The sequence below is a fragment of the Serratia sp. CY44782 genome (assembly GCF_052168715.1).
Taxonomy (GTDB): domain Bacteria; phylum Pseudomonadota; class Gammaproteobacteria; order Enterobacterales; family Enterobacteriaceae; genus Serratia; species Serratia nevei.
In genome coordinates, this window is sequence record NZ_JBJNME010000007.1 from 39,489 (window position 1) to 63,289 (window position 23,801).

The 23,801-nt window shown below is 61.8% G+C and carries 22 protein-coding genes; 13 read left to right on the forward strand and 9 right to left on the reverse strand.

Annotation, left to right across the window (positions count from 1 at the left end):
- Positions 1-84: 84 nt before the first annotated feature.
- The 3 genes from malG to malE are packed head-to-tail and all read right to left on the reverse strand — an operon-like array spanning position 85 to position 3,815.
- On the reverse strand, positions 85-975 hold the full coding sequence (gene malG / locus ACJ8HT_RS14365; protein ID WP_004936696.1) for a maltose ABC transporter permease MalG: 891 nt from the start codon (positions 973-975) through the stop codon (positions 85-87).
- Between the two features lie 11 nt (positions 976-986).
- Entirely contained in the window at positions 987-2,564 is a 1,578-nt protein-coding gene (malF, locus tag ACJ8HT_RS14370; RefSeq protein ID WP_197653079.1) for a maltose ABC transporter permease MalF, read from the reverse strand.
- Positions 2,565-2,621: 57 nt separating this feature from the next.
- The gene (gene malE / locus ACJ8HT_RS14375) at positions 2,622-3,815 is read right to left on the reverse strand and encodes a maltose/maltodextrin ABC transporter substrate-binding protein MalE (RefSeq protein ID WP_025304464.1); all 1,194 of its coding nucleotides are present in this window, start codon (positions 3,813-3,815) and stop codon (positions 2,622-2,624) included.
- Positions 3,816-4,173: 358 nt separating this feature from the next.
- On the opposite strand from malE, the gene ACJ8HT_RS14380 reads away from it, so the two are divergent.
- From ACJ8HT_RS14380 to malM, 4 genes are all read left to right on the forward strand, one after another.
- A complete protein-coding gene (locus tag ACJ8HT_RS14380) occupies positions 4,174-5,145 on the forward strand; it encodes an alpha-amylase family glycosyl hydrolase (RefSeq protein WP_197653078.1) in 972 nt (323 codons plus the stop codon).
- Complete coding sequence (malK, locus tag ACJ8HT_RS14385; protein WP_038874339.1) at positions 5,138-6,247, forward strand: maltose/maltodextrin ABC transporter ATP-binding protein MalK; 1,110 nt, start codon at positions 5,138-5,140, stop codon at positions 6,245-6,247. The genes ACJ8HT_RS14380 and malK overlap by 8 nt, the downstream gene beginning before the upstream one ends.
- 32 nt (positions 6,248-6,279) lie before the next feature.
- Positions 6,280-7,569 (forward strand): maltoporin, encoded by a 1,290-nt coding sequence (locus tag ACJ8HT_RS14390; RefSeq protein WP_015379233.1) that lies wholly within the window; start codon positions 6,280-6,282, stop codon positions 7,567-7,569.
- A 100-nt stretch (positions 7,570-7,669) separates the two neighbouring features.
- Positions 7,670-8,575, forward strand: a complete 906-nt coding sequence (gene malM, locus ACJ8HT_RS14395) for a maltose operon protein MalM (RefSeq protein ID WP_197653077.1) — start codon at positions 7,670-7,672, stop codon at positions 8,573-8,575.
- 55 nt (positions 8,576-8,630) lie between these two features.
- Here the strand turns inward: malM and ACJ8HT_RS14400 are convergent, their stop codons facing one another.
- Genes ACJ8HT_RS14400 through ACJ8HT_RS14410 form a run of 3 tightly spaced genes read right to left on the reverse strand, consistent with a single transcriptional unit; the run spans position 8,631 to position 12,029 of the window.
- Complete coding sequence (locus ACJ8HT_RS14400; protein WP_197653076.1) at positions 8,631-9,614, reverse strand: nucleoside hydrolase; 984 nt, start codon at positions 9,612-9,614, stop codon at positions 8,631-8,633.
- Between the two features lie 24 nt (positions 9,615-9,638).
- The gene (locus ACJ8HT_RS14405; RefSeq protein WP_197653075.1) at positions 9,639-10,640 is read right to left on the reverse strand and encodes a LacI family DNA-binding transcriptional regulator; all 1,002 of its coding nucleotides are present in this window, start codon (positions 10,638-10,640) and stop codon (positions 9,639-9,641) included.
- Between the two features lie 24 nt (positions 10,641-10,664).
- Positions 10,665-12,029: an MFS transporter gene (locus ACJ8HT_RS14410; protein WP_197653074.1), complete on the reverse strand. Its 1,365-nt coding sequence runs from the start codon at positions 12,027-12,029 to the stop codon at positions 10,665-10,667.
- Positions 12,030-12,421: 392 nt separating this feature from the next.
- Between ACJ8HT_RS14410 and ubiC the strand changes: the two genes are divergently transcribed.
- Entirely contained in the window at positions 12,422-12,937 is a 516-nt protein-coding gene (gene ubiC, locus ACJ8HT_RS14415) for a chorismate lyase (protein ID WP_038874327.1), read from the forward strand.
- A 17-nt stretch (positions 12,938-12,954) separates the two neighbouring features.
- The gene (ubiA, locus tag ACJ8HT_RS14420; protein WP_197653073.1) at positions 12,955-13,827 is read left to right on the forward strand and encodes a 4-hydroxybenzoate octaprenyltransferase; all 873 of its coding nucleotides are present in this window, start codon (positions 12,955-12,957) and stop codon (positions 13,825-13,827) included.
- Between the two features lie 66 nt (positions 13,828-13,893).
- On the opposite strand, the gene plsB is transcribed toward ubiA, so the two are convergent.
- Complete coding sequence (plsB, locus tag ACJ8HT_RS14425; protein WP_194572948.1) at positions 13,894-16,359, reverse strand: glycerol-3-phosphate 1-O-acyltransferase PlsB; 2,466 nt, start codon at positions 16,357-16,359, stop codon at positions 13,894-13,896.
- Between the two features lie 149 nt (positions 16,360-16,508).
- Between plsB and ACJ8HT_RS14430 the strand changes: the two genes are divergently transcribed.
- From ACJ8HT_RS14430 to ACJ8HT_RS14445, 4 genes are all read left to right on the forward strand, one after another.
- A complete protein-coding gene (locus ACJ8HT_RS14430; protein ID WP_015379225.1) occupies positions 16,509-16,877 on the forward strand; it encodes a diacylglycerol kinase in 369 nt (122 codons plus the stop codon).
- A gap of 102 nt (positions 16,878-16,979) precedes the next feature.
- On the forward strand, positions 16,980-17,588 hold the full coding sequence (lexA, locus tag ACJ8HT_RS14435) for a transcriptional repressor LexA (RefSeq protein ID WP_025160136.1): 609 nt from the start codon (positions 16,980-16,982) through the stop codon (positions 17,586-17,588).
- 101 nt (positions 17,589-17,689) lie between these two features.
- Complete coding sequence (gene dinF / locus ACJ8HT_RS14440) at positions 17,690-19,027, forward strand: MATE family efflux transporter DinF (RefSeq protein ID WP_194572949.1); 1,338 nt, start codon at positions 17,690-17,692, stop codon at positions 19,025-19,027.
- Positions 19,028-19,342: 315 nt separating this feature from the next.
- On the forward strand, positions 19,343-19,552 hold the full coding sequence (locus ACJ8HT_RS14445; protein ID WP_004936743.1) for a CsbD family protein: 210 nt from the start codon (positions 19,343-19,345) through the stop codon (positions 19,550-19,552).
- A gap of 102 nt (positions 19,553-19,654) precedes the next feature.
- Here ACJ8HT_RS14445 and zur read toward each other — a convergent pair whose 3' ends face one another.
- Entirely contained in the window at positions 19,655-20,167 is a 513-nt protein-coding gene (gene zur, locus ACJ8HT_RS14450; protein ID WP_015379223.1) for a zinc uptake transcriptional repressor Zur, read from the reverse strand.
- Between the two features lie 245 nt (positions 20,168-20,412).
- Here zur and ACJ8HT_RS14455 point away from each other — a divergent pair, with 245 nt between their 5' ends.
- From ACJ8HT_RS14455 to pspG, 3 genes are all read left to right on the forward strand, one after another.
- On the forward strand, positions 20,413-20,985 hold the full coding sequence (locus ACJ8HT_RS14455) for a sugar O-acetyltransferase (protein ID WP_194572966.1): 573 nt from the start codon (positions 20,413-20,415) through the stop codon (positions 20,983-20,985).
- A 111-nt stretch (positions 20,986-21,096) separates the two neighbouring features.
- Positions 21,097-22,107, forward strand: a complete 1,011-nt coding sequence (gene dusA, locus ACJ8HT_RS14460; RefSeq protein WP_019453217.1) for a tRNA dihydrouridine(20/20a) synthase DusA — start codon at positions 21,097-21,099, stop codon at positions 22,105-22,107.
- 157 nt (positions 22,108-22,264) lie between these two features.
- Positions 22,265-22,483, forward strand: coding sequence for an envelope stress response protein PspG (pspG, locus tag ACJ8HT_RS14465; RefSeq protein WP_025304448.1), 219 nt, complete (start codon positions 22,265-22,267; stop codon positions 22,481-22,483).
- A gap of 300 nt (positions 22,484-22,783) precedes the next feature.
- Here pspG and ACJ8HT_RS14470 read toward each other — a convergent pair whose 3' ends face one another.
- The gene (locus ACJ8HT_RS14470; protein ID WP_015379219.1) at positions 22,784-23,767 is read right to left on the reverse strand and encodes a quinone oxidoreductase; all 984 of its coding nucleotides are present in this window, start codon (positions 23,765-23,767) and stop codon (positions 22,784-22,786) included.
- Between the last annotated feature and the right edge of the window lie 34 nt (positions 23,768-23,801).

Genomic DNA, 23,801 nt, shown 5'->3' on the forward strand with positions numbered 1-23,801 from the left:
GCGTTGTTGACTGCACTCGCTGTAACTTGAAATCCATAGGGTAAAAGATAAGGAAAGACATCAAACGCACTGCAGTGGCACAAATTACCCCTTCACGCCGCCGGCCGTCAGGCCGCCCACCAGCCAGCGCTGCGCCAGCAGGAACACGGCGGTAATCGGTATCGCCGACAGCACCGCAGCAGCGGCGAAGTCGCCCCACAGGTAGTTCTGCGGATTGAGATATTGCTGCATCCCCACCGCCAGCGTGTAGCTGTTCACATCGCGCAGCAGCAGCGACGCCACCGGCACCTCGGTGATGGCGGCGATAAACGACAGAATGAACACCACCGCCAAAATCGGCACCGACAGCGGCAGCAGCACCAGACGGAACGCTTGCCACGGCGTGGCGCCGTCCAGCGCGGCCGCCTCTTCCAGCGAATTGTCGATGGTTTCGAAATAGCCCTTGATGGTCCAGACGTGCAGCGCGATGCCGCCCATGTAGGCGAAGATCACGCCGCCGTGGGTGTTCAGGCCGATAAACGGAATGTACTGGCCCAGGCGATCGAACAGGGCGTACAGCGCCACCAGCGACAGCACTGCCGGGAACATCTGGAAGATCAGCATGCTTTTCAGCAGCGTACTCTTGCCGCGAAAACGCATCCGGGCGAACGCATAGGCGCAGGTGGTGGACAGCGTCACGATGCCGATGGCAGTGATCGCCGCGATCTTGATGGAGTTCCACAGCCACAGCAGGACCGGGAACGGCGGCGGCGTCACGCTGCCGTCGGCGTGGGTGACGCTGAAGCCGAGCGCCAGTCGCCAGTGATCCCAGGAGAGGGTTTCCGGTATCAGGCTGCCGGTGGCGAAGTTGCCGGAGCGCAGCGAGATGGCGACCACCATCAGCAGCGGGAACATGATCAGGGCGATAAAGCACAGCATCAAAATATGGGTGATCCACAGGCGCAGGCGCTGGGACTTGGGTTGAACCATGGCCATCGTTATTCTCCCTAATCGAAGTTCATCTTGCTGGCTTTCAAATTCAGGATCGCCAGCGCGCCCACCAACAGGAAGATCAGCGTGGCGATGGCGGCCGCCAGCCCGAAGTCTTGCCCGCCGCCGCCTTCGAAGGCGATGCGGTAGGTGTAGCTGACCAGCAGATCGGTATAGCCGGCCGGCGTGGTGGTGCCGATCATGTCCGGGCCGCCGTTGGTCAGCAGCTGGATCAGCACGAAGTTGTTAAAGTTGAAGGCGAAGCTGGCGATCATCAGCGGCGTCAGCGGCTTGATCAGCAGTGGTAAGGTGATGCGGAAGAAGTTTTGCCACGGGTTGGCGCCGTCCATCGCCGAGGCCTCGTACAGATCGTCCGGGATGGCCTTCAGCAGCCCCATACACAGGATCATCATGTACGGGTAACCGAGCCAAGTGTTGACGATCAGGATCATGCTCTTGGCGGTGAGCGGATCGCTGAACCAGGCCGGTTTGATGCCGAACAGATGGCTGAGCATCATGTTGATCTCGCCGAAGCTCTGGTTGAACAAACCTTTGAAGATCAGGATCGAGATGAATGACGGCACCGCATAGGGCAGGATCAGCAGCACGCGGTAGATCGCCTTGCCTTTCAGCGCCTCCCACTGCACCACGCAGGCCAACACCATGCCGACCGCCACGGTGAGGATCACCGTCATCACCGAGAACACGATGGTCCAGATGAAGATCGACACGAACGGTTTCTTGATGCCCTCGTCCTGCAGCACCCGCAGGAAGTTTTTCCAGCCGGTGGTGACGGTATAGCCCGGGCTCAGGGTTTCCTGCGCCCAGCCGCCGTCGGCGTTGATCGCCTGATAGAAGCCGGTGTCGCCGTTCGGCCGGTAGCGCACCTGGGTCTGGTTATTGGTCAGCGTGCTGCCGTCTTTGTCCAGCGCATACAGCGGGCGGGTGCCGGAGAACTGGCGCAGGGAGCTCATGCGCAATTCCCCGCCGTCGGGCAGTAGCGCCACCAGCTGGCTCAGCGCCTGCCGGTTCTGGGTGATCACCCGCAGCGTGGCGCGTTCGCCCTGCGGCGCGGCGCTCTGCGTCGTCAGCTTCAGGGTTTGCGGCGCGGCGGCGTCGAGGCGGAAAGGTTCGGAGATCAGCGGCTGTTCGCTGTCCGGTGGCGTCAGCTGCAGGCGCCACTGCTGGTTTTCCGCCGGGTATAGGCCGAAGGTAAAGGTTTTGCCGCTCTGGAACTGGCGCTGCATCAGCACCGATTGCGCGCGTTCAAAAGTCAGCTGGTTGGTGCTGCTGTAGTTGGTGAAGGCGATGGCGATGGTGCAGATCAGCGGGAACAGGACGAACAGCCCCATGCCGGCGACGCCGGGATACACATAGCGCCAGGCATAGGCGCGGCGGTTGGCGAAGACGTAAAGCCCGGCGCTGACCAGGATCAGCGTCAGGATGGCGAACAGGTATTCACCCTGTGCATACATCAACACAATCAGGTAGCAGGTCACCAGGCTGAACAGGCCGACCACCAGCCATTTCAGCACGTCGCTTTGCCACCACTTCGATTTTTTACGCGCGGGCGTCCCGGCGTGAGCGAATTGCATAGGGCGTTCCTTTCTGTGAAGCAACGGCGGGGCACCGTGGCACCCCGCACGACGTCGTTACTTGGTGATACGGGTCTGCACGTCGTCCAGCGCGGCTTTCACCGTCTGACGGCCGCTGACGGCGTTGATCACCGCGCTGCGTTCGGCGTACCAGAAGGCGCTCATCTGCGGGATGTTCGGCATGATTTCCCCGTTTTGCGAGTTCTGCATGGTGGCGGCGATCTTCGGATCTTTGGCCAGCGCTTCCTGATAGGACTTCAGCGCCACCGCGCCCAGCGGTTTGTCTTTGTTGACGTCCGCCAGCCCTTCGTTGGTCAGCAGATAGTTCTCGAGGAACTCGGTCGCCAGCTCTTTATTCGGGCTGGCGGCGTTGATGCCGGCGGTCAGCACGCCGACGAACGGCTTGGACGGTTTGCCTTTGAAGGTCGGCAGCAGCGTCACGCCGTAGTTGATTTTGCTCTGCTCGATGTTGTTCCAGGCCCACGGCCCGTTGATGGTCATCGCGGTCTGGCCTTTGTTGAACGCGGCTTCGGCGATCGAGTAATCGGTATCGGCGTTGATGTGCTTGTTTTTCACCAGATCGACGATGAACTGCAGACCGGCCTGCGAACCGGCGTTGGCGACGCCGACATCCTTGATGTTGTATTTGCCGTTTTCATACTTGAAGGCATAACCGCCGTCGGCGGCGATGATAGGCCAGGTGAAGTAGGGCTCCTGCAGGTTCCACATGATGGCGCTCTTGCCGTTGGCGCGCAGCTGTTTGTCCAGCGCCGGGATCTCTTCCCAGGTCTTCGGCGGCTGTTTGACCAGGTCTTTGTTGTAAATCAGCGACAGTGCCTCGACGGCGATCGGGTAGCCGATCAGCTTGCCGTCATAGCGCACTGCGTCCCAGGTGAACGGGAACAGCTTGTCCTGGAAGGCTTTGGACGGGTGGATTTCGGCCAGCAGGCCGGACTGCGCATAGCCGCCGAAGCGGTCGTGGGCCCAGAAGATAATGTCCGGGCCGTCGCCGGTGGCGGCCACCTGCGGGTATTTTTCTTCCAGCTTGTCCGGGTGCTCGACGGTGACCTTGATGCCGGTATCTTTTTCGAATTTCTTGCCGACTTCGGCCAGGCCGTTATAGCCCTTGTCGCCGTTGATCCAGATAACCAGTTTGCCTTCCTCGATCTTGGCGAAGGCGGAAGAAGAGAGCACCAGGGTGGCCAGTGCCGAGAGCGCCAGCGTGCGGGCGAGGGTAATGCTGCGAGTCATAATCCAGTCCTTCTTTTTGTGGGCACATAAATCAAGGAGAGACGTTTCGCGGTAATAGTGGGTCACAACGCGACATATTCTCATCCTCCCCCCCTCTACGCCCCTGTGATGAGGAGTGTGATCCAGTTAACGTTGCGCTCTATTCTGTGGCGTCAGGCACAAAATAGGGGGGCGATTTTTGCAAGTCGGATCACAGATTTGCCTTAAGCGCGGAACTTCTCATCGCTGCGGTCGTTCTCTCATCCTCCCGTCTCCTCCCCCATGAAAAATCCTGTTACGGATGATTACCCTTTCCGGCGACTCCCGCACTATCGGCCCATTGATTTTCAACGCCACGCGCAGCAGGGATACCGGATTTATGTCGTCAATGCCTATCGCCACTCAGCCCACCCTGTACCGGATCCATCCGGCCAGTTTCCGTGACGGAAACGGGGACGGCGTGGGCGACGCGCACGGCATGCTGGCGGCGCTGCCGTACCTGAAAGCGCTGTCGATCGACGGCCTGTTGCTGCCGCAGACGCTGGCGCCGGAGACCGAGGCGACGGTGACGGGCGAAGGGCTGACGCTGTGGTACGCCGATGAAGCCAACCGCGTTCGCAATGCGGCCGCGCCGCAGCGGTTCGCCCACGGCGCATTGGCGCTGGACGTGATGCCGTTTAGCGCAGAGAAGCTGGTGGCGGTGCTGCATGCCCGCCGCGCCTCGTTGGCGGACAGCCTGTGGAGCACCGGCGACGCGGATCAGCCCCGAGTGGTCAGCCGCTGGGGGCAGGGCGATTTGCGCTCCGCCGCCGCCTTTCTGACGCTACTGGCGATATTGCCGGCGCCGATCTGCCTGTATCAGGGCGAAGAGCTGGGGCTGCCGCATGCCGCCGGCCTGCAGGATCCGCGCGGCGCGCAAACGCCGATGCCGTGGCATGAGGCTCCCGAACAGGTCACCGCCGGCGAAATCAGCTGGTATCAGCAGGTGGCGATCGAACACCGCGCGTTGGCCATCAGCCGCCAACAGCACGACAGCCACTCCACCTTACGTTACTGCCAGGCGCTGTTGACCCTGCGCCGTTCGCCGCTCATCCAATGCGGCGAGCTGAGCGCGGTCAGCCAGCGAGACGGCGTGGTGCGTTTACTTATTACCCATCAGGATCAATGCCTTGAAGCGCTGATAAACCTGCAGCCTTATACTCAGGCGGCCGCGCCGTCTGAGGCGACCTTGCCGTTGGCATGGCAGCACGGCGCGCAGCAAGAGGGTCATCAATGGGTTTTGGCGGGCTTTGCCTCCGCCATTTTCACACGACATGTTAACTGCGAAAGCAGGGGAGTAACGCATGGCTAGCGTCACACTGCGCAGCGTTTATAAGGCCTTCGGTGAGGCCGTGATTTCCAAAGACGTCAATCTGACCATCGAAGACGGCGAATTTGTGGTGTTTGTCGGGCCGTCGGGCTGCGGTAAATCGACGCTGCTGCGCATGATCGCCGGGCTGGAGGACATCACCTCCGGCGAGCTGCTGATCGGCGAGAAACGTATGAATGAGGTGCCGCCTTCCGAGCGCGGCATCGGCATGGTGTTCCAATCCTATGCGCTGTATCCGCACCTGTCGGTGGCGGACAACATGTCGTTCGGCCTGAAGCTGGCCGGCGCCAGGAAAGCAGAGATCAATCAACGGGTGAACCAGGTCTCCGAGGTGCTGCAGCTGGCACACCTGCTCGATCGGCGGCCGAAGGCGCTGTCCGGCGGGCAGCGTCAGCGCGTTGCGATCGGCCGCACGCTGGTGGCTGAGCCGGACGTGTTCCTGCTCGACGAACCGCTGTCCAACCTCGACGCCGCGCTGCGGGTGCAGATGCGCATCGAGATCTCCCGTCTGCACAAGCGCCTGCAGCGCACCATGATTTACGTCACCCACGATCAGGTCGAAGCGATGACGCTGGCCGACAAGATCGTGGTGCTCGACGCCGGTCGCGTGGCGCAGGTCGGCAAGCCGCTGGAATTATACCACTACCCGGCCAACCGCTTCGTCGCCGGGTTTATCGGCTCGCCGAAGATGAATTTCCTGCCGGTCAAGGTGACCGCAGCGCAGCCGCAACAGGTGCAGGTCGAACTGCCCAACCGCCAGCTGGTCTGGCTGCCGGTGGAAGGCGCGGGCGTTCAACCCGGCGCCAATCTGTCCCTGGGCATTCGCCCTGAACATCTGCTGCCCGGCGAAGCCTCAGAAGTGCGGCTTACCGGCGACGTACAGGTGGTGGAGCAGCTCGGTAACGAGACGCAAATCCACATCCAAATCCCGGCCATCCGTCAAAACCTGGTGTACCGCCAGAATGACGTGGTGCTGGTAGAAGAAGGTGCCACATTCGCCATCGGCCTGCCGCCTCACCGCTGCCACCTGTTCCGTGAAGACGGTACGGCATGTAAACGGCTGCACCAGGAGCCGGGCGTTTAAAGCATCAAAGTCGGTATAACAGGAGAATAATGATGACTACTCTGCGCAAACTTCCTCTGGCACTGGCTGTCGCCGCCGGTGTTCTCTCTACTCAGGCGCTGGCCGTGGATTTTCACGGTTATGCCCGTTCCGGCATCGGCTGGACCGGTAGCGGCGGTGAGCAACAGTGCTTCAAGGCCACCGGCGCCGCGAGCAAATACCGTCTCGGCAACGAATGCGAAACCTATGCCGAGCTGAAGCTGGGGCAGGAAGTGTGGAAAGAAGGCGACAAGAGCTTCTATTTCGACACCAACCTGGCCTATTCGGTCTCGCAACGTTCCGACTGGGAAGATGTGACCCCGGGCTTCCGCGAAGTCAACGTGCAGGGTAAAAACCTGATCGACTGGCTGCCGGGCTCCACGCTGTGGGCCGGTAAGCGCTTCTATCAGCGTCATGACGTTCACATGATCGACTTCTACTACTGGGATATCTCCGGCCCGGGCGCCGGTCTGGAAAACATCGATCTGGGCTTCGGCAAGCTGTCCGCCGCCGTGACCCGCAACTCCGAATCCGGTGGTTCTTACGGCTACCTGGATAACGAATGGAAACAGCGTCCGACCGTCAACGACACTTTCGACCTGCGTCTGGCCGGCCTGGAGCTGAACCCGGGCGGCACCCTGGAGCTGGGCGTGGACTACGGCCGCGCCAATGCGCAGGATAACTATCGCCTGGCCGACGGCGCCAGCAAAGACGGCTGGATGTTCACCGCGGAACACACGCAGAGCATCCTGAACGGTTACAACAAGTTCGTGCTGCAGTACGCCACCGACTCGATGACCTCGCAGAACAACGGCCGCAACGAAGGCGCCACCATCGATAACAACGGCAAGATGATCCGCGTGCTGGATCACGGCGCCATCGACTTCAACGATCAATGGGCGCTGATGTATGTCGCCATGTTCCAGGACATCGACCGCGACAACAACAACGGCACCACCTGGTACACCGTGGGTGTGCGCCCGATGTACAAGTGGACGCCGATCATGAGCACTCTGCTGGAAGCCGGCTATGACAACGTCAAATCCCAGCGCACCGGCGATCGCAACGGCCAGTATAAAGTGACCCTGGCGCAGCAGTGGCAGGCGGGCAACAGCATCTGGTCGCGCCCGGCCATCCGCCTGTTCGCCACCTACGCCAAGTGGGATGAGAAATGGGGCTACGCCACCGGTGACGACACCGGGTATAACGCCGGCACCGCTTACAACGACACCAGCATGCATACCTTCAGCCGCGGCAAGGATGACGAAGTCACCTTCGGCGCCCAGATGGAAATTTGGTGGTAACGACGACAGGGCGGGGAGGGCCAGCGGCTCTCCCCCAACCGCATTCGCCGCGGCCGGATCTCTTGCCTGATCCGCCGCAGCGCTGAAAGAGGATATAACGATGAAAAAGAATCTGCTGTCACTCTGCCTGTCGCTGGCGCTGACCGTCGGCGCGCCTTTGGCGGCCAACGCCGAGACGCCGGCCAACGTTTCCGTCGCGCCGGCCATCAGCGCCGCCACGCTGCAAAGCCTGCCGTGGCAGCCGCTGCAGCCACCGGTGTCGCAAGAGGTGAAGCTCGACGCCGTCAGCCCGCAGCTCAATCAGGGCGAGATTCAGGGGGCGATCGCCGCCTATACGCTGCCGGCCGATCGCGGTTCGCTGGAAGTGACGCTGAGCAGCCTTGCGAAAAATAATTCGCTTTATGCGCCGAGCGTGCTGGTGCTGGACGAGCATCTGCGCCCGGCGGCGTATTACCCGAGCAGCTACTTCCCTTACCAGCCGCCGGGGGCGATGTCCTCCGATCGCCTCGAAGGCACGCTGAAGCTGACGCCGGCGCTCGGTCAAAAACAGATTTACCTGTTGGTGTACACCACTCGTCAGGACTTGGCGAAAACCACGCAGCTGACTAACCCGGCCAAGGCCTATGCGCAGGGCGTGGGCAACGCGGTGCCGGATATCCCGGATCCGATCGCCGGCCACGCGACGACCGGCACGCTGAAGCTTAAGGTCACCGCAGAACAGGGCACCGGCAACGTGATGATCGGCATGCTGCAGCCTGCGCCGACCGTGGCGCCGGTGGTGGTGGGCTCGACCGCCCCTGCCGCCGTGGCTGCACCGGCACCGGCGTCGGAGAAACCGGCGGAGCCGATGCTCAACGATACCGAAAGCTACTTTAATAACGGCATCAAACAGGCGGTGAAGGCGGGCGATATCGATAAGGCGCTGAAACTGATGAATGAGGCCGAGAAACTGGGCTCGACCACCGCGCGTAAAACGTTTATCAGCAGCGTTAAAGGCAAGGGGTAACACCCGGCGCTGCCGATGCTGGCTCGATGATTGGTGCGCTTTGGCGCACCTTTTTTCATCCGCGGGCCAGCGTTGCGCCGATCAACGCCAACAGACGGGCGTTGTCTACCTGCTGCATGACACGCACCGGCCTGCCCTGCGGCGGCGGCATGCCGACCGTCAGGCGCAGGCTGTCCGGCCGCCAGCGGCGTGAGCTGCCGCGCGTCAACGCCCCTTCCAGCGCCACATCCACATGGAACATCTCGGTGGTGACCAGCTGCGGCGCCAGCAGCCAGGCGATCACTAACGCATCATGGATCCAGCAGCCCGGCAGGTGCCGCGTATGGCGTGAATAGTCGATCCACGGCCGCGTCGTGGCGCGTAAATAGCGGCACAGCGGGGTATCCGGCTGGGTCAATGCGGCCAGATCCGCCTGGGTCAGCATGGTCTGAGTGGTGACATCCAGCGGCGCCAGCGTGATGGCGGCGCCGCTGTTCAACACCAGCCGCGCCGCTTCCGGATCCAAACCGAAATTGGTGTCCTTGATGTACCCGTCGACGTTGAACACGCCGCCCATGATCACAATCTCTTTCACCGCCTGCGCCATCTGCGGGTAAAGCTGCATGGCGTGCGCAACGTTGGTCAGCGGGCCGATCGCCGCCAGCGTGATCTCGCCGGGATGTCGGCAGATCAGTTCGCCGATGGCGATGGCGGCGTCCGGTGCGGGCGCGTTGGCCAGCGAGGGCGCGGGCAGGTCACGCCACAGCGCCGCCAGCTTCGGATCGGCGATCGGGCGGTCCAGATGTGCGCGCCACGGCTCCGGCGGCTCGCTCAGGGCGCGCGCCGCGCCAAGGGCGACAGGAACCTGATAGCCGCTCTGCGCCAGCAGATCGGTGGCGACGGCGAAGCCCACTTCTCGCGGGGTGTTGCCGGCCACGATGCTGATCAGCTCCAGCTGCAGCTGCGGTTTGGCCGCCAGCGCCAGGGCCAGCGCCAGGCCGTCGTCGACGTTGGCGCCGGGAACGCCGTTGCCGGGATCGCAATCAATGATTAAACGCATATATTAAGGTGTCCTGAAAAACCGCTAACAGCCGCACGAACGGCGGATGCGCAGTTGAAAAGCGAATTCATGCAGCTCGGCGGGCGCGGCACCGGTGGCCAGCATGGCGATGGCCCGCTTGGCCATGGCGTCGATCGGCTGCTCGACCGCGCTGAGCGGCGGCACGCTGAATTCGGATTGCTGCGTGCCGTTAAAACAGATCAGCGCCAGATCGTCCGGCGCGCGCAGCCCATGCTCCGCCAACGCCGACAGGCAGCCGAGCGCCTGCTGCTCGTTAGAGGTGAAAACGGCGCGCGGGCGCGGGCCCTGCACCAGACGCTGGGTGGCCTGGTAACCGCCCTGGCGGGTGTAGGGCACCTCGAAAATCCACTCGTCGCGCGGCGCGATACCCGCCTCCAGCAGCGCATCGCGCCAGCCGTTCAGGCGATCCTGCGCGTTGAGCATGGTCAGCGGGCCGATAAAAATGCCGATGTCGCGGTAGCCGTGTTGCAGCAGATGGCGGGTTGCCTGGCAGGCGGCGTCGCGCTCGTCGACGCGAATGGCGCAGACGCCGGCCTGGCTGTCGATGGTGTCTATCATTACGCAGGGCGTGCCGGAGGCGCGGATCAGATCAAACCACGGGTGGCGATCGACGCTGGTGTACAGCAGGCCGTCGACCTGGCGGCGCAGCAGGTTGTTGATAAGCTCATACTCGCGCTGACGATCGTCGCCGGCGTCGCCCAGCAGCAGCACACGGCCGCGGCTGAAGGCTTCCTGCTGCAGCGCTCGCGCCAGGGTGGCGAAGAACGGGTTGGAAATATCCGGCACCACCAGCCCGTAGGTTTGCGTGCTGCCGGAGGCCAGCGCCCGCGCGATGTCATTCGGCCGGTAGCCGGTCTGCTCGATCGCCGCCAGCACGCGCAGCCGGGTGGCTTCCGCCACCGGGCGCGGGCCGTTGTTGATCACATAGCTGACCACGGCGACGGAGGTGCCCGCTACGCGGGCCACGTCGGCGCGGGTAACGCGTCGCGCGGAGTGATTATCCAAATTGGGATCCTGTTCGCCTTCTCGCTACGCGGCATCCTGCGGCAGGTTGAGATCGCGGCCGCGGGTTTCGGGAGCAAAGAAGGTGGTGATTAAGCCGATGCCCGCCATTACAACAAAATAGGCGGCGACAGGCCACCAGTGACCGAAACCGGACAGCAGTGCGGTGGCGATCAGCGGCGCAGTACCGCCGGAGAGGATTGAACCGAGCTCCTTGGCGAACGCCATTTTGGAGTAGCGGTTCTTCACGCCGAACAGTTCGACGCCGTAGGCCGCCTGTACGCCGAAAATCCCCAGCGACGCGATGCACATGCCGACCACGATCACCGAGATGACGATCGCCGGTTCACGGCTGTCGAGCAGCCAGAACGCCGGGAAGGCGTACAGCACCAGCAGCAGGCAGAACCACCGGTAGGTGACGCGGCGGCCGAAGCGATCGGACAGCCAGCCGGCCAACGGGATCACCAGAAAACCGCACAGCGAGGCGATCAGCACCGCCAGCGCCGGCACCGATTTATCGACCATCAGCACCTTGGCGACGTAGCCGACGATAAAGCCCTGGCACAGGTAGGAGGGGCCGTTCTCGCCGATGCGTAGGCCGAGCATCACCCAGAACGCCTTGGTGCGCTGCAGGTAGCTGCGCGTATCCGGTGCGGCCTGGGCGGCGTCCAGCATGCGCTGGTGGTTTTGCTGCAGCTCGCGCTCGAAGACCGGCGTTTCCCGCACGTGGCGGCGCAGGTACAGCGCCACGCCGGCGATCAGAATGCTGGCGAGGAACGGAATGCGCCAGCCCCAGCTCATCAGGTCTTCCTTGTCGAGCTGCAACACCAGCAGCCACACCAGCGACGCCAGCAGAGTGCCGCTGTTGGAGCCGATGGCGATGATCGACGCCACCAGCCCGCGCCGCTTGGCCGGCGCGTATTCCGCCAGCATCACCGCGCCGCCGCCGAACCCCTGCGCGAAGCGCAGGATCACCAGGCAGGTGGGCGCCCAAACGCCGATTTGCGCATAGGACGGGATCAGGCCGATCAGCGTGGTGGAGAGGCCCATCAGCGCCACGGTGGTGATCAGCACCACGCGGCGGCCTTTGCGGTCACCGATCCAGCCGAACACCAGCGCACCGATCGGCCGTGCGACGAAGCCGACGGAGTAGGTGGCGAAGCTGGCCAGCAGGGCGACCAGCGGCGTGGCCTCGGGGAAGAACACGTCGCCGAACACCATGCCGGCCGCCAGGCCGTACAGCGCGAAATCGACGTATTCCATGGCGGTGCCGAGCCAGCAGGAGAAGGTGGCGCGCCAAAATTGGCTGCGCCCCTCTTTGGTCGCCAGGCGTTCATCGGCCGCCAGCGCGGCGTCGGCGGTCTGTGAAGGGGCAAGCGTTGTTTCGCTCATGGCAGTGCTATCCTCTTTTGTTCTGCACCTGGAGGGGCGCGGTTAAAGATGGTTTCCCTGGTGCCGGCAACAAAGGTGTGCCGACCAATGATGTCGGACGCATGGCGATTCAACGCTGCGGTGTCAGAGTATCTACGCGCGTAGATAAAACAACGCGACAAAGATGAAACTTTGCAGGCGATCACAGAATCGTCATCGTGCCGGGGAACGAAGATAGAGAACGCGGATGGCAAAAAGATGACAGGAACCCGGTTTTTCCGGCGGAAGCCACCGCCGTTTTCGCCACGAATCAGCCTGCCGCTTTCGTATTTCTGCGCTACAATGGGGGCCTGTTAACAGTTTGTATCGTCTGGCGCGCCGTACCGGCCGCGGTTCAGGCGAGGAGTAAAGCAATGTCTGGCATCAGGGATTCCATCCTGCCGCCGCTGGAGTGGTTGTCCGAACAGGATCCTCCGGCGCCCGCCGCCGTCAGCGACTGGCTGATGGAGTTAGGCTCCATGACCCGCCGATTTGAACGCCATTGCGCCCAGGTGCGCGTCGAACCGCAGCGCGAATGCTTCGTCACGCGCGAGGCGCTGGGCGACGAGGCGAACCACCTGCCCGACAGCCCGCGCTACTGGCTGCGCGAAGTGGTGCTGCTGGGCGACGACCAGCCCTGGCTGCTGGGGCGCACGGTGATCCCGGAAAATACGCTGACCGGCCCCGACCAGGCGCTGGTGGATCTGGGCACGCTGCCGCTGGGGCGCTACCTGTTCAGCAGCGGCGATCTGACCCGCGACTATATTCATATCGGCCGACAGGATGCGCTGTGGGCGCGCCGTTCACGGCTGCGGCTGGCGGGCAAACCGCTGTTGCTGACCGAATTGTTTTTACCGGCTTCGCCGCTGTATTCAGCGGTTCCTGCATAAGAGAGGAGAGCAAGACCTTGGAGGGAAGCGTGACTCAAAGTAAATGGCGGGCTTACAGCCATTTGATGCGCATTGATAAACCGATCGGCACGCTGTTGCTGCTGTGGCCGACGCTGTGGGCGCTGTGGCTGGCCGGGAAAGGCGTGCCGCCGCTGTCGATTTTGCTGGTGTTCGTGCTCGGCGTGTTCCTGATGCGCGCTGCCGGCTGCGTGGTGAATGACTACGCCGATCGCGCGGTGGACGGCTACGTGAAACGCACCGCCGGGCGGCCGATGCCGAGCGGTCGGGTGAGCGCGAAAGAGGCCAAGGTGCTGTTTGCGGTGCTGGTGCTGATCTCGTTCTGCCTGGTGTTGACGCTCAATGCGATGACCATCTGGCTGTCGCTGGCGGCGCTGACGCTGGCCTGGGTGTATCCGTTCATGAAGCGGGTGACCAACCTGCCGCAGTTCGTGCTGGGCGCCGCGTTCGGCTGGGGCATTCCGATGGGGTATGCGGCGGTCAGCGAATCGCTGCCGCTCAGCTGCTGGCTGCTGCTGCTGGCCAACATCTGCTGGACGGTGGCCTACGACACGCTGTATGCGATGGTCGATCGCGACGATGACTTGAAGATCGGCATCAAATCCACCGCTATCCTGTTCGGCCGTTATGACAAGCTGATCGTCGGGCTGCTGCAGTTCGCGACGCTGCTGCTGCTGGTGTGGGTCGGTTATCTGGCGCAGCTCGGCGGGGCGTTTTACTGGTCGCTGCTGCTGGCGGGCGCGCTGTTCATTCACCAGCAGAAACAGATCGCCGGCCGCGAGCGCGAAGCCTGCTTCAAGGCCTTCCTGCAGAACAACTATGTCGGGTTGGTGGTATTTATCGGCATCGCGCTGAGCTATCTGCCGGCGTAACGGTTCTCCAGAGCAAGAAAAAAGGCACCCCAGGGGGTGCCTTTTGTGTTTCTGTGCCGGACGAAATCACTCGTCCTGCTCTTCTTCCGTGTCGGCTTGCGGCAGGGCGTTGGTCTCTTCCGGCATGTTGACGCTTTCGATGGTCAGCTTGATTTCCGGCGTGATCAGATCGCTCAGCATGTTGTACACCTCGAGGGTGTGCTCGCGGATCGCATCGCCGCTGTCGTTGATATAGCCTTCTTCGCGCAGCGTCGCCACCAGGGTGGAGAACACCGCCTTGTCGAAGAACTCCGGCGCGTTGATGCCGTGCAGTACCGACAGACGCTGCGCCATGATGCGGCTCTCTTTCTCCAGCGCGCCGCGGTTGATGCTCGGGTTGGCGCTGAGGATCGACATGGTGATGGCGTAGCGCTGCAGGGTTTCGCGCACCCCGGCGGCCAGCAGCTGCAGCGGGCGAATGCGCGCCGGGTTCAGCACCAGCTCGTCGCCTTTGTCGCAGATTAGCTGTTGGCGGATCAGCTCGTCGATCACTGGCTGCAGCACCTCCGGCAGCTGTTCCTTGTCGTTATGCAGGAACAGTTCGGCTTTCAGCATCGGGTAGATCATGCCGATTTGACGCAGCAGCTCGGTGCGCGACACCCGGCGATGATGCATCACGATGCTGGCGATCAGCGACGGCAACACCAGCAGGTGGTGGATGTTGTTGCGGTAATAGGTCATCAGCACCGCCTGCTCGCGCGGCAGGATGATGATGTCGCCGATGTTGTCCTTCTCCACCTCGAACTTGTTCATGTTCAGCGCGTGATCCAGCAGCTCGTCCGGCGTTTGCGTCGGCACGGTGACGTCATGCGCGTAAGGCGCGTTGCGCATCAGCTGCAGGTAGCACTCGAGCTGTTCGACCAGCTGTTCGCGGGTTAGCGAACGCTGGCGCGAAGCCAGCAGCGCGGTGGAACACAGGTTCATGGCGTTGGCCGCGGCGGCGTTGTTGATGCGCACCATGATCTGGCCGGCCAGATCGTTGACCGTCGGCGTCAGCCAGCTTGGGCGCTGGGCTTCGATCGGATCGATAGACTCGCGCCACTGCGGCACGTGCTGGTTGAGGTAAGCGGTCAACGGCAGCGGCTCGCCGAAGTTGACATAACCCTGGCCCAGATTGCGCAGCTTGCGCAGGCCGCGCAGCATCTGCGGCAGGCTCTCTTTTTCCTTGGTGGCGCCGCGCAGCTCTTTGGCGTAGGTGCCCACTTCCATCACGTGCTCGTAACCGATGTAAATCGGCACCAGCGTGATCGGACGGGTGCCGCCGCGCAGCATCGCCTGGATGGTCATCGACAGGGTGCCGGTCTTCGGCTCCAGCAGACGCCCGGTGCGGGAACGGCCGCCTTCCACAAAGTATTCTACCGAGTAGCCGCGGGTGAACAGCTCGCCGAGGTATTCGCGGAACACCGTCGAGTACAGCTTGTTGCCCTTGAAGGTGCGGCGGATAAAGAACGCGCCCAGGCGGCGGAAGATCGGGCCGGCCGGCCAGAAGTTGAGGTTGATGCCGGCGGCGATGTGCGGCGGCACCAGGCCCTGGTGATACAGCACGTAGGACAACAGCAGGTAGTCCATGTGGCTGCGGTGGCAGGGCACGTAGACGATCTCGTGGCCGTCCTGCGCCAGCTGGCGCACGCGCTCGGCGTTGGTGACGTTGATGCCCTGATACAGCCGGTTCCAGGTCCAGCTCAGCACGCGGTCGGACAGGCGCACGGTTTCGTAGGAGAAATCGGCGGCGATCTCTTCCATCAGCGCGATGGCGTTCTGCTGGGCTTTCTCGTGCGAGATCTTCTTGCTGCGCGCTTCGTCCTCGACCGCTTTTTCGATCGCTTTGGACGCCAACAGCTTGTTGAACAGATCCTGGCGGGCCGGCAGGCTCGGGCCTACCGCGGCCAGGCGCTGACGCGAGAAGTGCATGCGCGCCACGCGCGCCAGTTTCTGCGCGATGGTTTTATCCGTGCCGTGCTCGGTGGCCATGCGGCGCAGCGAAACGGTGTTGGAGAAACGCACGAAGCTGTCGCGGCCGAGCCACAGTACGGCGAAGAATTTCTGCACGCCGTTCAACAGACGCAGGTGCGGCGTGCCGTGGCCTTCGCGGCCCGGCGAGCGGCCGAACATCACCGAAACCGGCAGCATCTGAATGTCGAGATCCGGGTTGCTGCGGTGCAGATCGAGATAGTCGTGAAACAGCTTTACCGACTCTTCTTTCGGGGTGTAGTAGCGGAACACGCGCGGGCCGTCGTGAATGAACACGTAGCTCGGCAGCACGGTGCCGTCGATCTCCAGCGAGTTGAGCGGATCGGGCAGATCCTGCGCCAGGCACTGGGTGCGCAGCGTCAGCAAATCCGCCTTGGAATTGTAAGGTAAAACATACAAAATCGGCCGTGAGGGATCCAACCCTAGCTCGGTAACCGGATCTGAAGGGATGACCTTACTTCTTACCAACAATTTAAGTGGTAAATTCAATATTTTATAATAAATTTTACGCCAACCTGACATAAACAACGTGAAGCCTCTTGTTAGCAATGCGCCGCAAGCATACCAGAAACCGGGTAGCAGATCTGTGGTGTTCGAAAACCGAGAGCCGTCAGCGCGGACTGTTCTAGACTCTTTTTATTATGACCGACCTCTGAGAAAGGCACGAAAACATGGCAAACCAAGCAACCGGACTGACCCGCATCATCAAGGCCGCCGGCTATTCCTATAAAGGGCTTTCCGCCGCCTGGCAGCACGAAGCGGCTTTCCGCCAGGAACTGGTGGTCACCCTGCTGGCTATCATACTGGCTGTCTGGCTGGATGTGGGTGCGATAGCGCGCATTTTATTGATCGGATCGGTAGCGCTGGTGATGATCGTCGAGATCCTGAACAGCGCGATCGAGGCGGTGGTGGATCGCATCGGCAGCGAACATCACGAACTGTCCGGCCGGGCCAAGGACATGGGATCGGCGGCGGTGTCGCTGGCGATCGTGCTGGCGCTGTTCGTTTGGGGCACGGTCTTATGGCAGCATTTTGGCTGACGAAAGGCGCCTACTGACTGATTTTTATTTATTCTTCGGTTCCCAATCCGCGCTTACCTGTATATACTCACAGCAAGACTGTATAAACAAACAGGGGGCGGAATGAAAGCACTAACTACCAGACAGCAAGAGGTCTACGATCTGATTCGCGATCATATTTCGCAAACGGGCATGCCGCCAACGCGTGCCGAGATCGCGATGCGTCTGGGGTTCCGCTCGCCTAACGCCGCCGAAGAACACCTGAAGGCGCTGGCACGCAAAGGCGTGATCGAAATCGTCTCCGGTGCCTCGCGCGGTATCCGTCTGTTGATGGAAGAAGAAGAAGGGCTGCCGCTGATCGGCCGCGTCGCCGCCGGCGAGCCGTTGTTGGCGCAGCAGCACATCGAAGGGCACTACCAGGTGGATCCTTCCCTGTTTAAACCGAGTGCCGATTTCCTGCTGCGGGTGAACGGCATGTCGATGCGCGACATCGGCATTCTGGACGGCGATCTGCTGGCGGTGCACAAAACGCAAGACGTGCGCAACGGCCAGGTCGTGGTGGCGCGCATCGAAGACGAAGTGACGGTCAAGCGCCTGAAAAAACACGGCAACGTGGTCGAGCTACTGCCGGAGAACAACGAATTCCAACCGATCGTGGTCGATCTGCGTCAGCAGAATTTCACTATCGAAGGGCTGGCGGTCGGCGTGATCCGCAACGGCGACTGGATTTAATCGCCGCCCCCTCAGTGCCGCCTCTTGTATCAATCGCCCCTGTTCTGGGGCGTTTTTGTTTCTGATTTTGCCCTTCGCCACTGCTACGGGAACGTCTCATCATGCGCTTGATTTCCGCCTTCACCAGCGACACCGATAAAGCCCTGTGGCGCCTGGCTCTGCCGATGATTTTCTCCAATATCACCGTACCGCTGCTCGGGTTGGTGGACACCGCGGTGATCGGCCACCTCGACAGCCCGATCTACCTGGGGGGCGTCGCGATCGGCGCGGTGGCGACCAGCTTCCTGTTCATGCTGCTGTTGTTCCTGCGCATGAGCACCACCGGCCTGGCGGCGCAGGCGCTGGGGGCACAGAACCCGCAGGCGCTGGCGCGCGCCTTTATGCAACCGCTGGTGCTGGCGCTGCTCGCCGGGGGGGCGATCGTCCTGCTGCGCTATCCGCTGATCGAACTGGCGCTGCGGATCGTCGGTGGCGATGGCGAGGTGCTGGAACAGGCGCGGCGTTTTCTTGAAATCCGCTGGCTGAGTGCCCCGGCGGCGCTGGCCAATCTGGTGCTGTTGGGTTGGCTGCTCGGCGTGCAGTATGTGCGGGCGCCGGTGATCCTGCTGATCGTCGGCAACCTGCTGAACATCGTGCTGGATATCTGGTTGGTGATGGGCCTGGGCTGGAACGTGCGAGGGGCGGCGGCGGCAACCGCCATCGCTGAATACGCCACGCTGCTGCTCGGCCTGTGGCTGGCATGGCGGGTGATGCGCCTGCGCGGTATTACCCTGTCGATGCTGCGCCAGGCCTGGCGTGGCGATCTGCGCCGGCTGCTGGCGCTTAACCGCGACATCATGTTGCGTTCATTGCTGCTGCAGCTGTGCTTTGCATCGCTGACCATCTTCGGCGCTCGCCTGGGGAGCGAGGTGGTGGCGGTCAACGCGGTATTGATGAATCTGCTGACGTTCACCGCCTATGCGCTCGACGGCTTCGCTTATGCGGTGGAGGCCCATTCGGGCCACGCCTACGGTGCCCGGGACGACAGCCAGCTGCGTAAGGTGTGGCACGCGGCCTGCAGGCAGGCAGGGTTGGTCGCGCTGGCCTTCGGCCTGGCCTATGCCGTTACCGGCCAGCAGATCGTGGCAGCGTTGACCTCCTTGCCGGAGCTGCGTGCATTAGCCGCCCACTATTTGCCGTGGCAGGTCATTTTGCCGCTGGTCGGGGTGTGGTGCTATTTGCTGGATGGCATGTTTATCGGCGCCACGCGCGGTGCCGAGATGCGTAACAGCATGGCGGTGGCTGCGGCGGGATACGGTCTGGTGCTGTTCAGCGTGCCGCTGCTTGGCAACCACGGGCTCTGGCTGGCGCTGGCGGTGTTTCTGGCGCTGCGCGGTCTGGCGCTGGGCTGGATTTGGCACCGCCATCAGGTGCGCGGCAGCTGGTTTGCCGCACGCTAAACCGGGCGCTTTGTTGGGTTAATAATTAATTTGTTTTATGTTTTTATTCATGTTTGCTTACATGTTTTCAGCTAGGCTTTGCCCGGCTTAGTTCGTTGTTTGTTGGCGTTTTTTATGTTTATTTTATTACTTAATGGTTTTTTATTCTGGTATTTGGCTTTTTTATTTCCATGTTTAACTAGAATGAGTCATGTGGCTGGCGAATGAAGGGGAGCGGTATTCCTTAAGGTGAAGGGTATATCGGTCAGAAAGATTTCTGGTTAACCCCGGCCGGCGACAGGGATCACTGATTCACCACAGGTTAACGGAGAGACTATGAATAAAGATCAAGCCGACGGTAACTGGAAGCAGCTTAAAGGCAAAGTGAAGGAAAAATGGGGCAAGCTGACCGATGACGATCTGACGGTCATCGAAGGGAAACGCGAACAGCTGGTCGGCAAAATCCAGGAGCGCTACGGTTACCAGAAAGAGGCGGCCGAGAAAGAGGTGAAAGCCTGGGAAGATCACACCAAACACCGCTGGTAATCTGCAGGGCCGCCATTGAAGGCGGCTTGCCCAGCGCAGGCCGGCGTCGCTCTCATCCTCTGGCGCCCCGGCCGCAGGTACAGGGAGGTACCTGACTTCGTCTTACTTCTTCTTGATGGCGATACTGTGATCGTGTTCGGCGCAGTCATGCTTGCTGTCGCATGCCTCAACCTCCACGCAGCCGGCGCACAGGCCGTGCGCTTCCACCACGCTGTGCCGCAACGCAAATCCGGCTTCCTGCGCCAGCTTCTGCAGCGTTTCCTCTACGCCTTCGGTAGTGCGTTCGGTCACCTGGCCGCAGCGGTCGCAGATAAACAGTGCGGACGTGTGCATCGGCTGTTCGAAGTGGTGGCACAGCACGTAGCTGTTGGCGGATTCCACTCTATGGATAAACCCTTGCTCCAGCAGAAAATCCAGCGCGCGATAGACAGTCGGCGGCTTGGCCTGCGGTTCGGCGACGCGCAGCAGATCGAGCAGGTCATAAGCGCTGATTGCACCGGGTTGCTGAGTCATCAGACGCAGCACTTCCAGCCGTTGCGGCGTCAATCGCACATTGCGTTGTTGGCAGAGGCGTTCCGCCTGCGCCAGCAGCTTTTCCTGGGTGGTTGAGTTCATCGCAAATATCCCGGTACGTAAAAAAGCCGATTTTACCATGATTACGGCGAATCGCCGAGAGTTGCCCCCTTTTCCCCTGAGGATTGCGCAGGGAAAGGCACGCTGAGTGCGCTAAAAGAGAGATGCATCACAACTTTTCCCCTCCGCCGGGCGGCAAATCAACGTTGCCGATTTTTGCGCTGGAGAGCGGCGGGCGAGAGCGGTATAACGCGCTTCACCCGCGTGACGAACAGGAGCCTTGTGTGATGACGGAAAGAGAGAAGCTGTTAAGCGGCCTGGAGTACAACAGCCGCGATGAAGAATTGATTGCGATGTACCATCGGGCCAGGGCGTTGACCAAAAGCCTGGGGGCGCTGGATTCGCATCAGGTGGACGAGAAAAACCGCCTGCTCGGCGAACTGTTCGGTGCCTGGGGCGAGGCGAGCTGGATCGAAACGCCGTTCTGGTGCGATTACGGGCAGCATGTCCGCATCGGTGAAAACTGTTTTATCAACGTCAATGCAGTGTTTCTCGACTGCAATACCATCACCATCGGCGACAACACGCTGATCGGCCCCAATGTGCAAATCTACACGCCGAGCCACCCGTTGAAGGCCGGCGAACGCTTTACCGGCGACCCGGTCTTTCCTTTCCGCACCTCGGCGCAGCCGGTGTCCATCGGCAGCAACGTGTGGATCGGCGGTAACGTGGTGATCTTGCCGGGCGTGACCATCGGCGACGGCACGACTATCGGCGCGGGCAGCATCGTGACCGGCGACATCCCGGCCAACGTGCTTGCGCTGGGGCAGCCGTGCCGGGTTATCCGCACGTTGGAATAGGGGGGAAGCGAAGGCGGTTTTCCCAACGGCGCCGATTGTCGTTATAATAGCCGTTTGCGGCCGCGCGCCGTTCGTTAAACCCAGACAGACTCAGGTAGCCAGTAACTCAGCATGACGAAAGACAACCACGCCCCAACTTACGCCGCCAATCGCTTCTCCATCGCGCCGATGCTCGACTGGACCGATCGTCATTGCCGTTACTTCCACCGCCTGCTGACCAAGGAAACGCTGCTGTACACCGAAATGGTGACCACCGGCGCGATCATTCACGGCAAGGGCGACTACCTGGCCTACAGCGAAGAAGAGCATCCGGTGGCGCTGCAGCTGGGCGGCAGCGATCCGGCCGCGCTGGCGCACTGCGCCAAACTGGCAGAGCAGCGCGGTTACGACGAGATTAACCTCAACGTCGGCTGCCCGTCCGATCGCGTGCAAAACGGCATGTTCGGCGCCTGTTTGATGGGGCAGGCGACGCTGGTCGCCGACTGCATCAAGGCGATGCGCGACGTGGTGTCGATCCCGGTGACGGTGAAGACCCGCATCGGCATCGACGATCAGGACAGCTACGCCTTCCTGTGCGACTTTATCCAAACCGTCGCCGGGCGCGGCGAGTGCGACATGTTCACCATCCACGCGCGCAAGGCCTGGCTCTCCGGCCTCAGCCCGAAAGAGAACCGCGAAGTGCCGCCGCTGGACTACCCGCGCGTTTATCAGCTGAAGCGGGATTTCCCGGCGCTGACCATCGCCATTAACGGCGGAGTGAAAACGCTGGAAGAGGCGCAGCAGCATCTGCAGCATCTGGACGGCGTGATGATGGGGCGCGAGGCGTACCAGAATCCGGGCATCCTGGCGCGGGTCGACAGCGAACTGTTCGGCGCGCAGACCGCAGTGCCGGACAGCGTGGCGATCGTCGAAGCGCTGTATCCGTACATCGAGCGCGAGCTGTCCAACGGCACCTATCTCGGCCACATCACCCGCCACATCCTCGGTTTGTTCCAGGGCGTGCCGGGCGCGCGCCAGTGGCGTCGCCACCTGAGCGAGAACGCCCACAAGCCGGGCGCCGATGCGCGGGTGGTGGAGCAGGCGCTGGCGCTGGTGCGTCAGCCGCGTGTGGAAATGGCGTAACCCACAAAAATTTTGACTAACAGTTAGTCTTTTTCGCCAGGCATTCGGCGCGTTGCCGGATGCCTACCCCATCTTTTCAATAGGTTAGCCCTTCCGCCATTCTGGCACGCTTCTTGTAATTCCCTCAGCAGATACGTTGTATTGCAAAGGAGCAATCATGTTGGAAATCTTCTTTCTCATTGGCTTTGTGGTGATGCTGATGGTGACCGGCATCTCGCTGCTGGGGATCTTCGCTGCGCTGTTGGTGGCGGCGGCGTTCATGCTGTTGGGCGGGTTGTTCGCGGTGGTCATCAAGCTGCTGCCGTGGTTGATTTTGGCGGTCGTCGGGGTATGGATTTACCGTTCGATGCAGAAACCGCAGGCCAGGCGTTACTGATTTTTTGCTGAATAATCAGTCAGTCGCGATGAAACTTGCACAACTTGCCGCCCCGCTAATGCGGCAGCGATCACAGCTTGGCAGTTTTGCCGCGCGATGTGGCACATAAAGCGTGTTTTTTGCCGGACGGGGCTGTTAGGATGTTTGTCGATGCAGTGATGCGACCGATTTCATCACCGTGAGAGACAACCAAAATTCGTGTTGCTGAAGCAACCCCCTGTCTCTGGCGGACTCTGCTCTACCCCTACAAAACGCAGTAACAGAAAGGGCTCCGCAAGGAGCCCTTTTCTTTTGCCGCTATCAGGGAATCAGCAGGCTGGAGCCGCTGGTGCTGCGGCTTTCCAGCACCTGGTGCGCCCGCTGGGCGTCGGCCAGCGCAAATTTCTGCTCGTCTCTCACCTCCACCCGAATGGCGCCGCTGCCGATCAGCGAGAACAGCTCGTTGCTGGCGTACTGCAGCTCGGCGCGGTTGGTGATGTAGCCGTTAAGGGAAGGGCGGGTGACGTACAGTGAGCCCTTCTGATTGAGCAGCGCCAGATCGACGCCGGTCACCGGGCCGGAGGCGTTGCCGAAGCTGACCATCAGGCCGCGCCGTTTCAGGCTATTGAGCGAGGCTTGCCAGGTGCTTTGCCCTACCGAATCGTACACCACGCCGACCTTCTCGCCGTGCGTCAGCTCGGCCACCCGCTGGGCGATATCCTCTTTGTGGTAGTTGATGGTGGCCCAGGCGCCGGCCTGTTTCGCCAGCGCGGCCTTTTCGTCGGAGCCGACGCTGCCGATCAGGCGCGCGCCCAGCGCTTTGGCCCATTGGCAGGCGATCAGCCCAACTCCGCCGGCGGCGGCATGGAACAGGAACACTTCACCCGGCTGTACGTCGTGGGTCTGGCGCAGCAGGTAGTGCACCGTCAGCCCTTTGAGGAAAGAAGCGGCGCCCTGCTCAAAGCTGAGGTTGTGCGGCAGCAGCGCCACTTTTTCTTCCGGCACGTTGTGGACTTCGCTGTAGGCGCCGAGCGACGACTGCGCATACACCACCCGGTCGCCCGGTTTGATCGCGCTGACGCCGGCGCCAACCTTGACCACCACGCCGGCCGCCTCGGTGCCGAGGCCGCTCGGCAGGCTCGCCGGGGCGTACAGCCCGCTGCGCACATAGGTGTCGATGTAGTTGATGCCGATCGCCTTGTTCTCGATCTGCACTTCGCCGGCGGCGGGATCGAGCGGTGTAAAATCAACGTATTGCAAGACTTCCGGCCCGCCGGTGGCGGAAAACTGAATGCGCTTGGCCATATCGTTACCTCGTTTGAGTGTCTGATTTCACCCT

Bases quoted from the DNA above. Each gene is read 5' to 3' on its own strand.
- malG (WP_004936696.1), bottom strand. From the start codon at position 975: ATGGCCATGGTTCAACCCAAGTCCCAGCGCCTGCGCCTGTGGATCACC.
- malF (WP_197653079.1), bottom strand. From the start codon at position 2,564: ATGCAATTCGCTCACGCCGGGACGCCCGCGCGTAAAAAATCGAAGTGG.
- malE (WP_025304464.1), bottom strand. From the start codon at position 3,815: ATGACTCGCAGCATTACCCTCGCCCGCACGCTGGCGCTCTCGGCACTG.
- ACJ8HT_RS14380 (WP_197653078.1), top strand. From the start codon at position 4,174: ATGTCGTCAATGCCTATCGCCACTCAGCCCACCCTGTACCGGATCCAT.
- malK (WP_038874339.1), top strand. From the start codon at position 5,138: ATGGCTAGCGTCACACTGCGCAGCGTTTATAAGGCCTTCGGTGAGGCC.
- ACJ8HT_RS14390 (WP_015379233.1), top strand. From the start codon at position 6,280: ATGACTACTCTGCGCAAACTTCCTCTGGCACTGGCTGTCGCCGCCGGT.
- malM (WP_197653077.1), top strand. From the start codon at position 7,670: ATGAAAAAGAATCTGCTGTCACTCTGCCTGTCGCTGGCGCTGACCGTC.
- ACJ8HT_RS14400 (WP_197653076.1), bottom strand. From the start codon at position 9,614: ATGCGTTTAATCATTGATTGCGATCCCGGCAACGGCGTTCCCGGCGCC.
- ACJ8HT_RS14410 (WP_197653074.1), bottom strand. From the start codon at position 12,029: ATGAGCGAAACAACGCTTGCCCCTTCACAGACCGCCGACGCCGCGCTG.
- ubiC (WP_038874327.1), top strand. From the start codon at position 12,422: ATGTCTGGCATCAGGGATTCCATCCTGCCGCCGCTGGAGTGGTTGTCC.
- plsB (WP_194572948.1), bottom strand. From the start codon at position 16,359: ATGTCAGGTTGGCGTAAAATTTATTATAAAATATTGAATTTACCACTT.
- ACJ8HT_RS14430 (WP_015379225.1), top strand. From the start codon at position 16,509: ATGGCAAACCAAGCAACCGGACTGACCCGCATCATCAAGGCCGCCGGC.
- lexA (WP_025160136.1), top strand. From the start codon at position 16,980: ATGAAAGCACTAACTACCAGACAGCAAGAGGTCTACGATCTGATTCGC.
- dinF (WP_194572949.1), top strand. From the start codon at position 17,690: ATGCGCTTGATTTCCGCCTTCACCAGCGACACCGATAAAGCCCTGTGG.
- ACJ8HT_RS14445 (WP_004936743.1), top strand. From the start codon at position 19,343: ATGAATAAAGATCAAGCCGACGGTAACTGGAAGCAGCTTAAAGGCAAA.
- zur (WP_015379223.1), bottom strand. From the start codon at position 20,167: ATGAACTCAACCACCCAGGAAAAGCTGCTGGCGCAGGCGGAACGCCTC.
- ACJ8HT_RS14455 (WP_194572966.1), top strand. From the start codon at position 20,413: ATGACGGAAAGAGAGAAGCTGTTAAGCGGCCTGGAGTACAACAGCCGC.
- dusA (WP_019453217.1), top strand. From the start codon at position 21,097: ATGACGAAAGACAACCACGCCCCAACTTACGCCGCCAATCGCTTCTCC.
- pspG (WP_025304448.1), top strand. From the start codon at position 22,265: ATGTTGGAAATCTTCTTTCTCATTGGCTTTGTGGTGATGCTGATGGTG.
- ACJ8HT_RS14470 (WP_015379219.1), bottom strand. From the start codon at position 23,767: ATGGCCAAGCGCATTCAGTTTTCCGCCACCGGCGGGCCGGAAGTCTTG.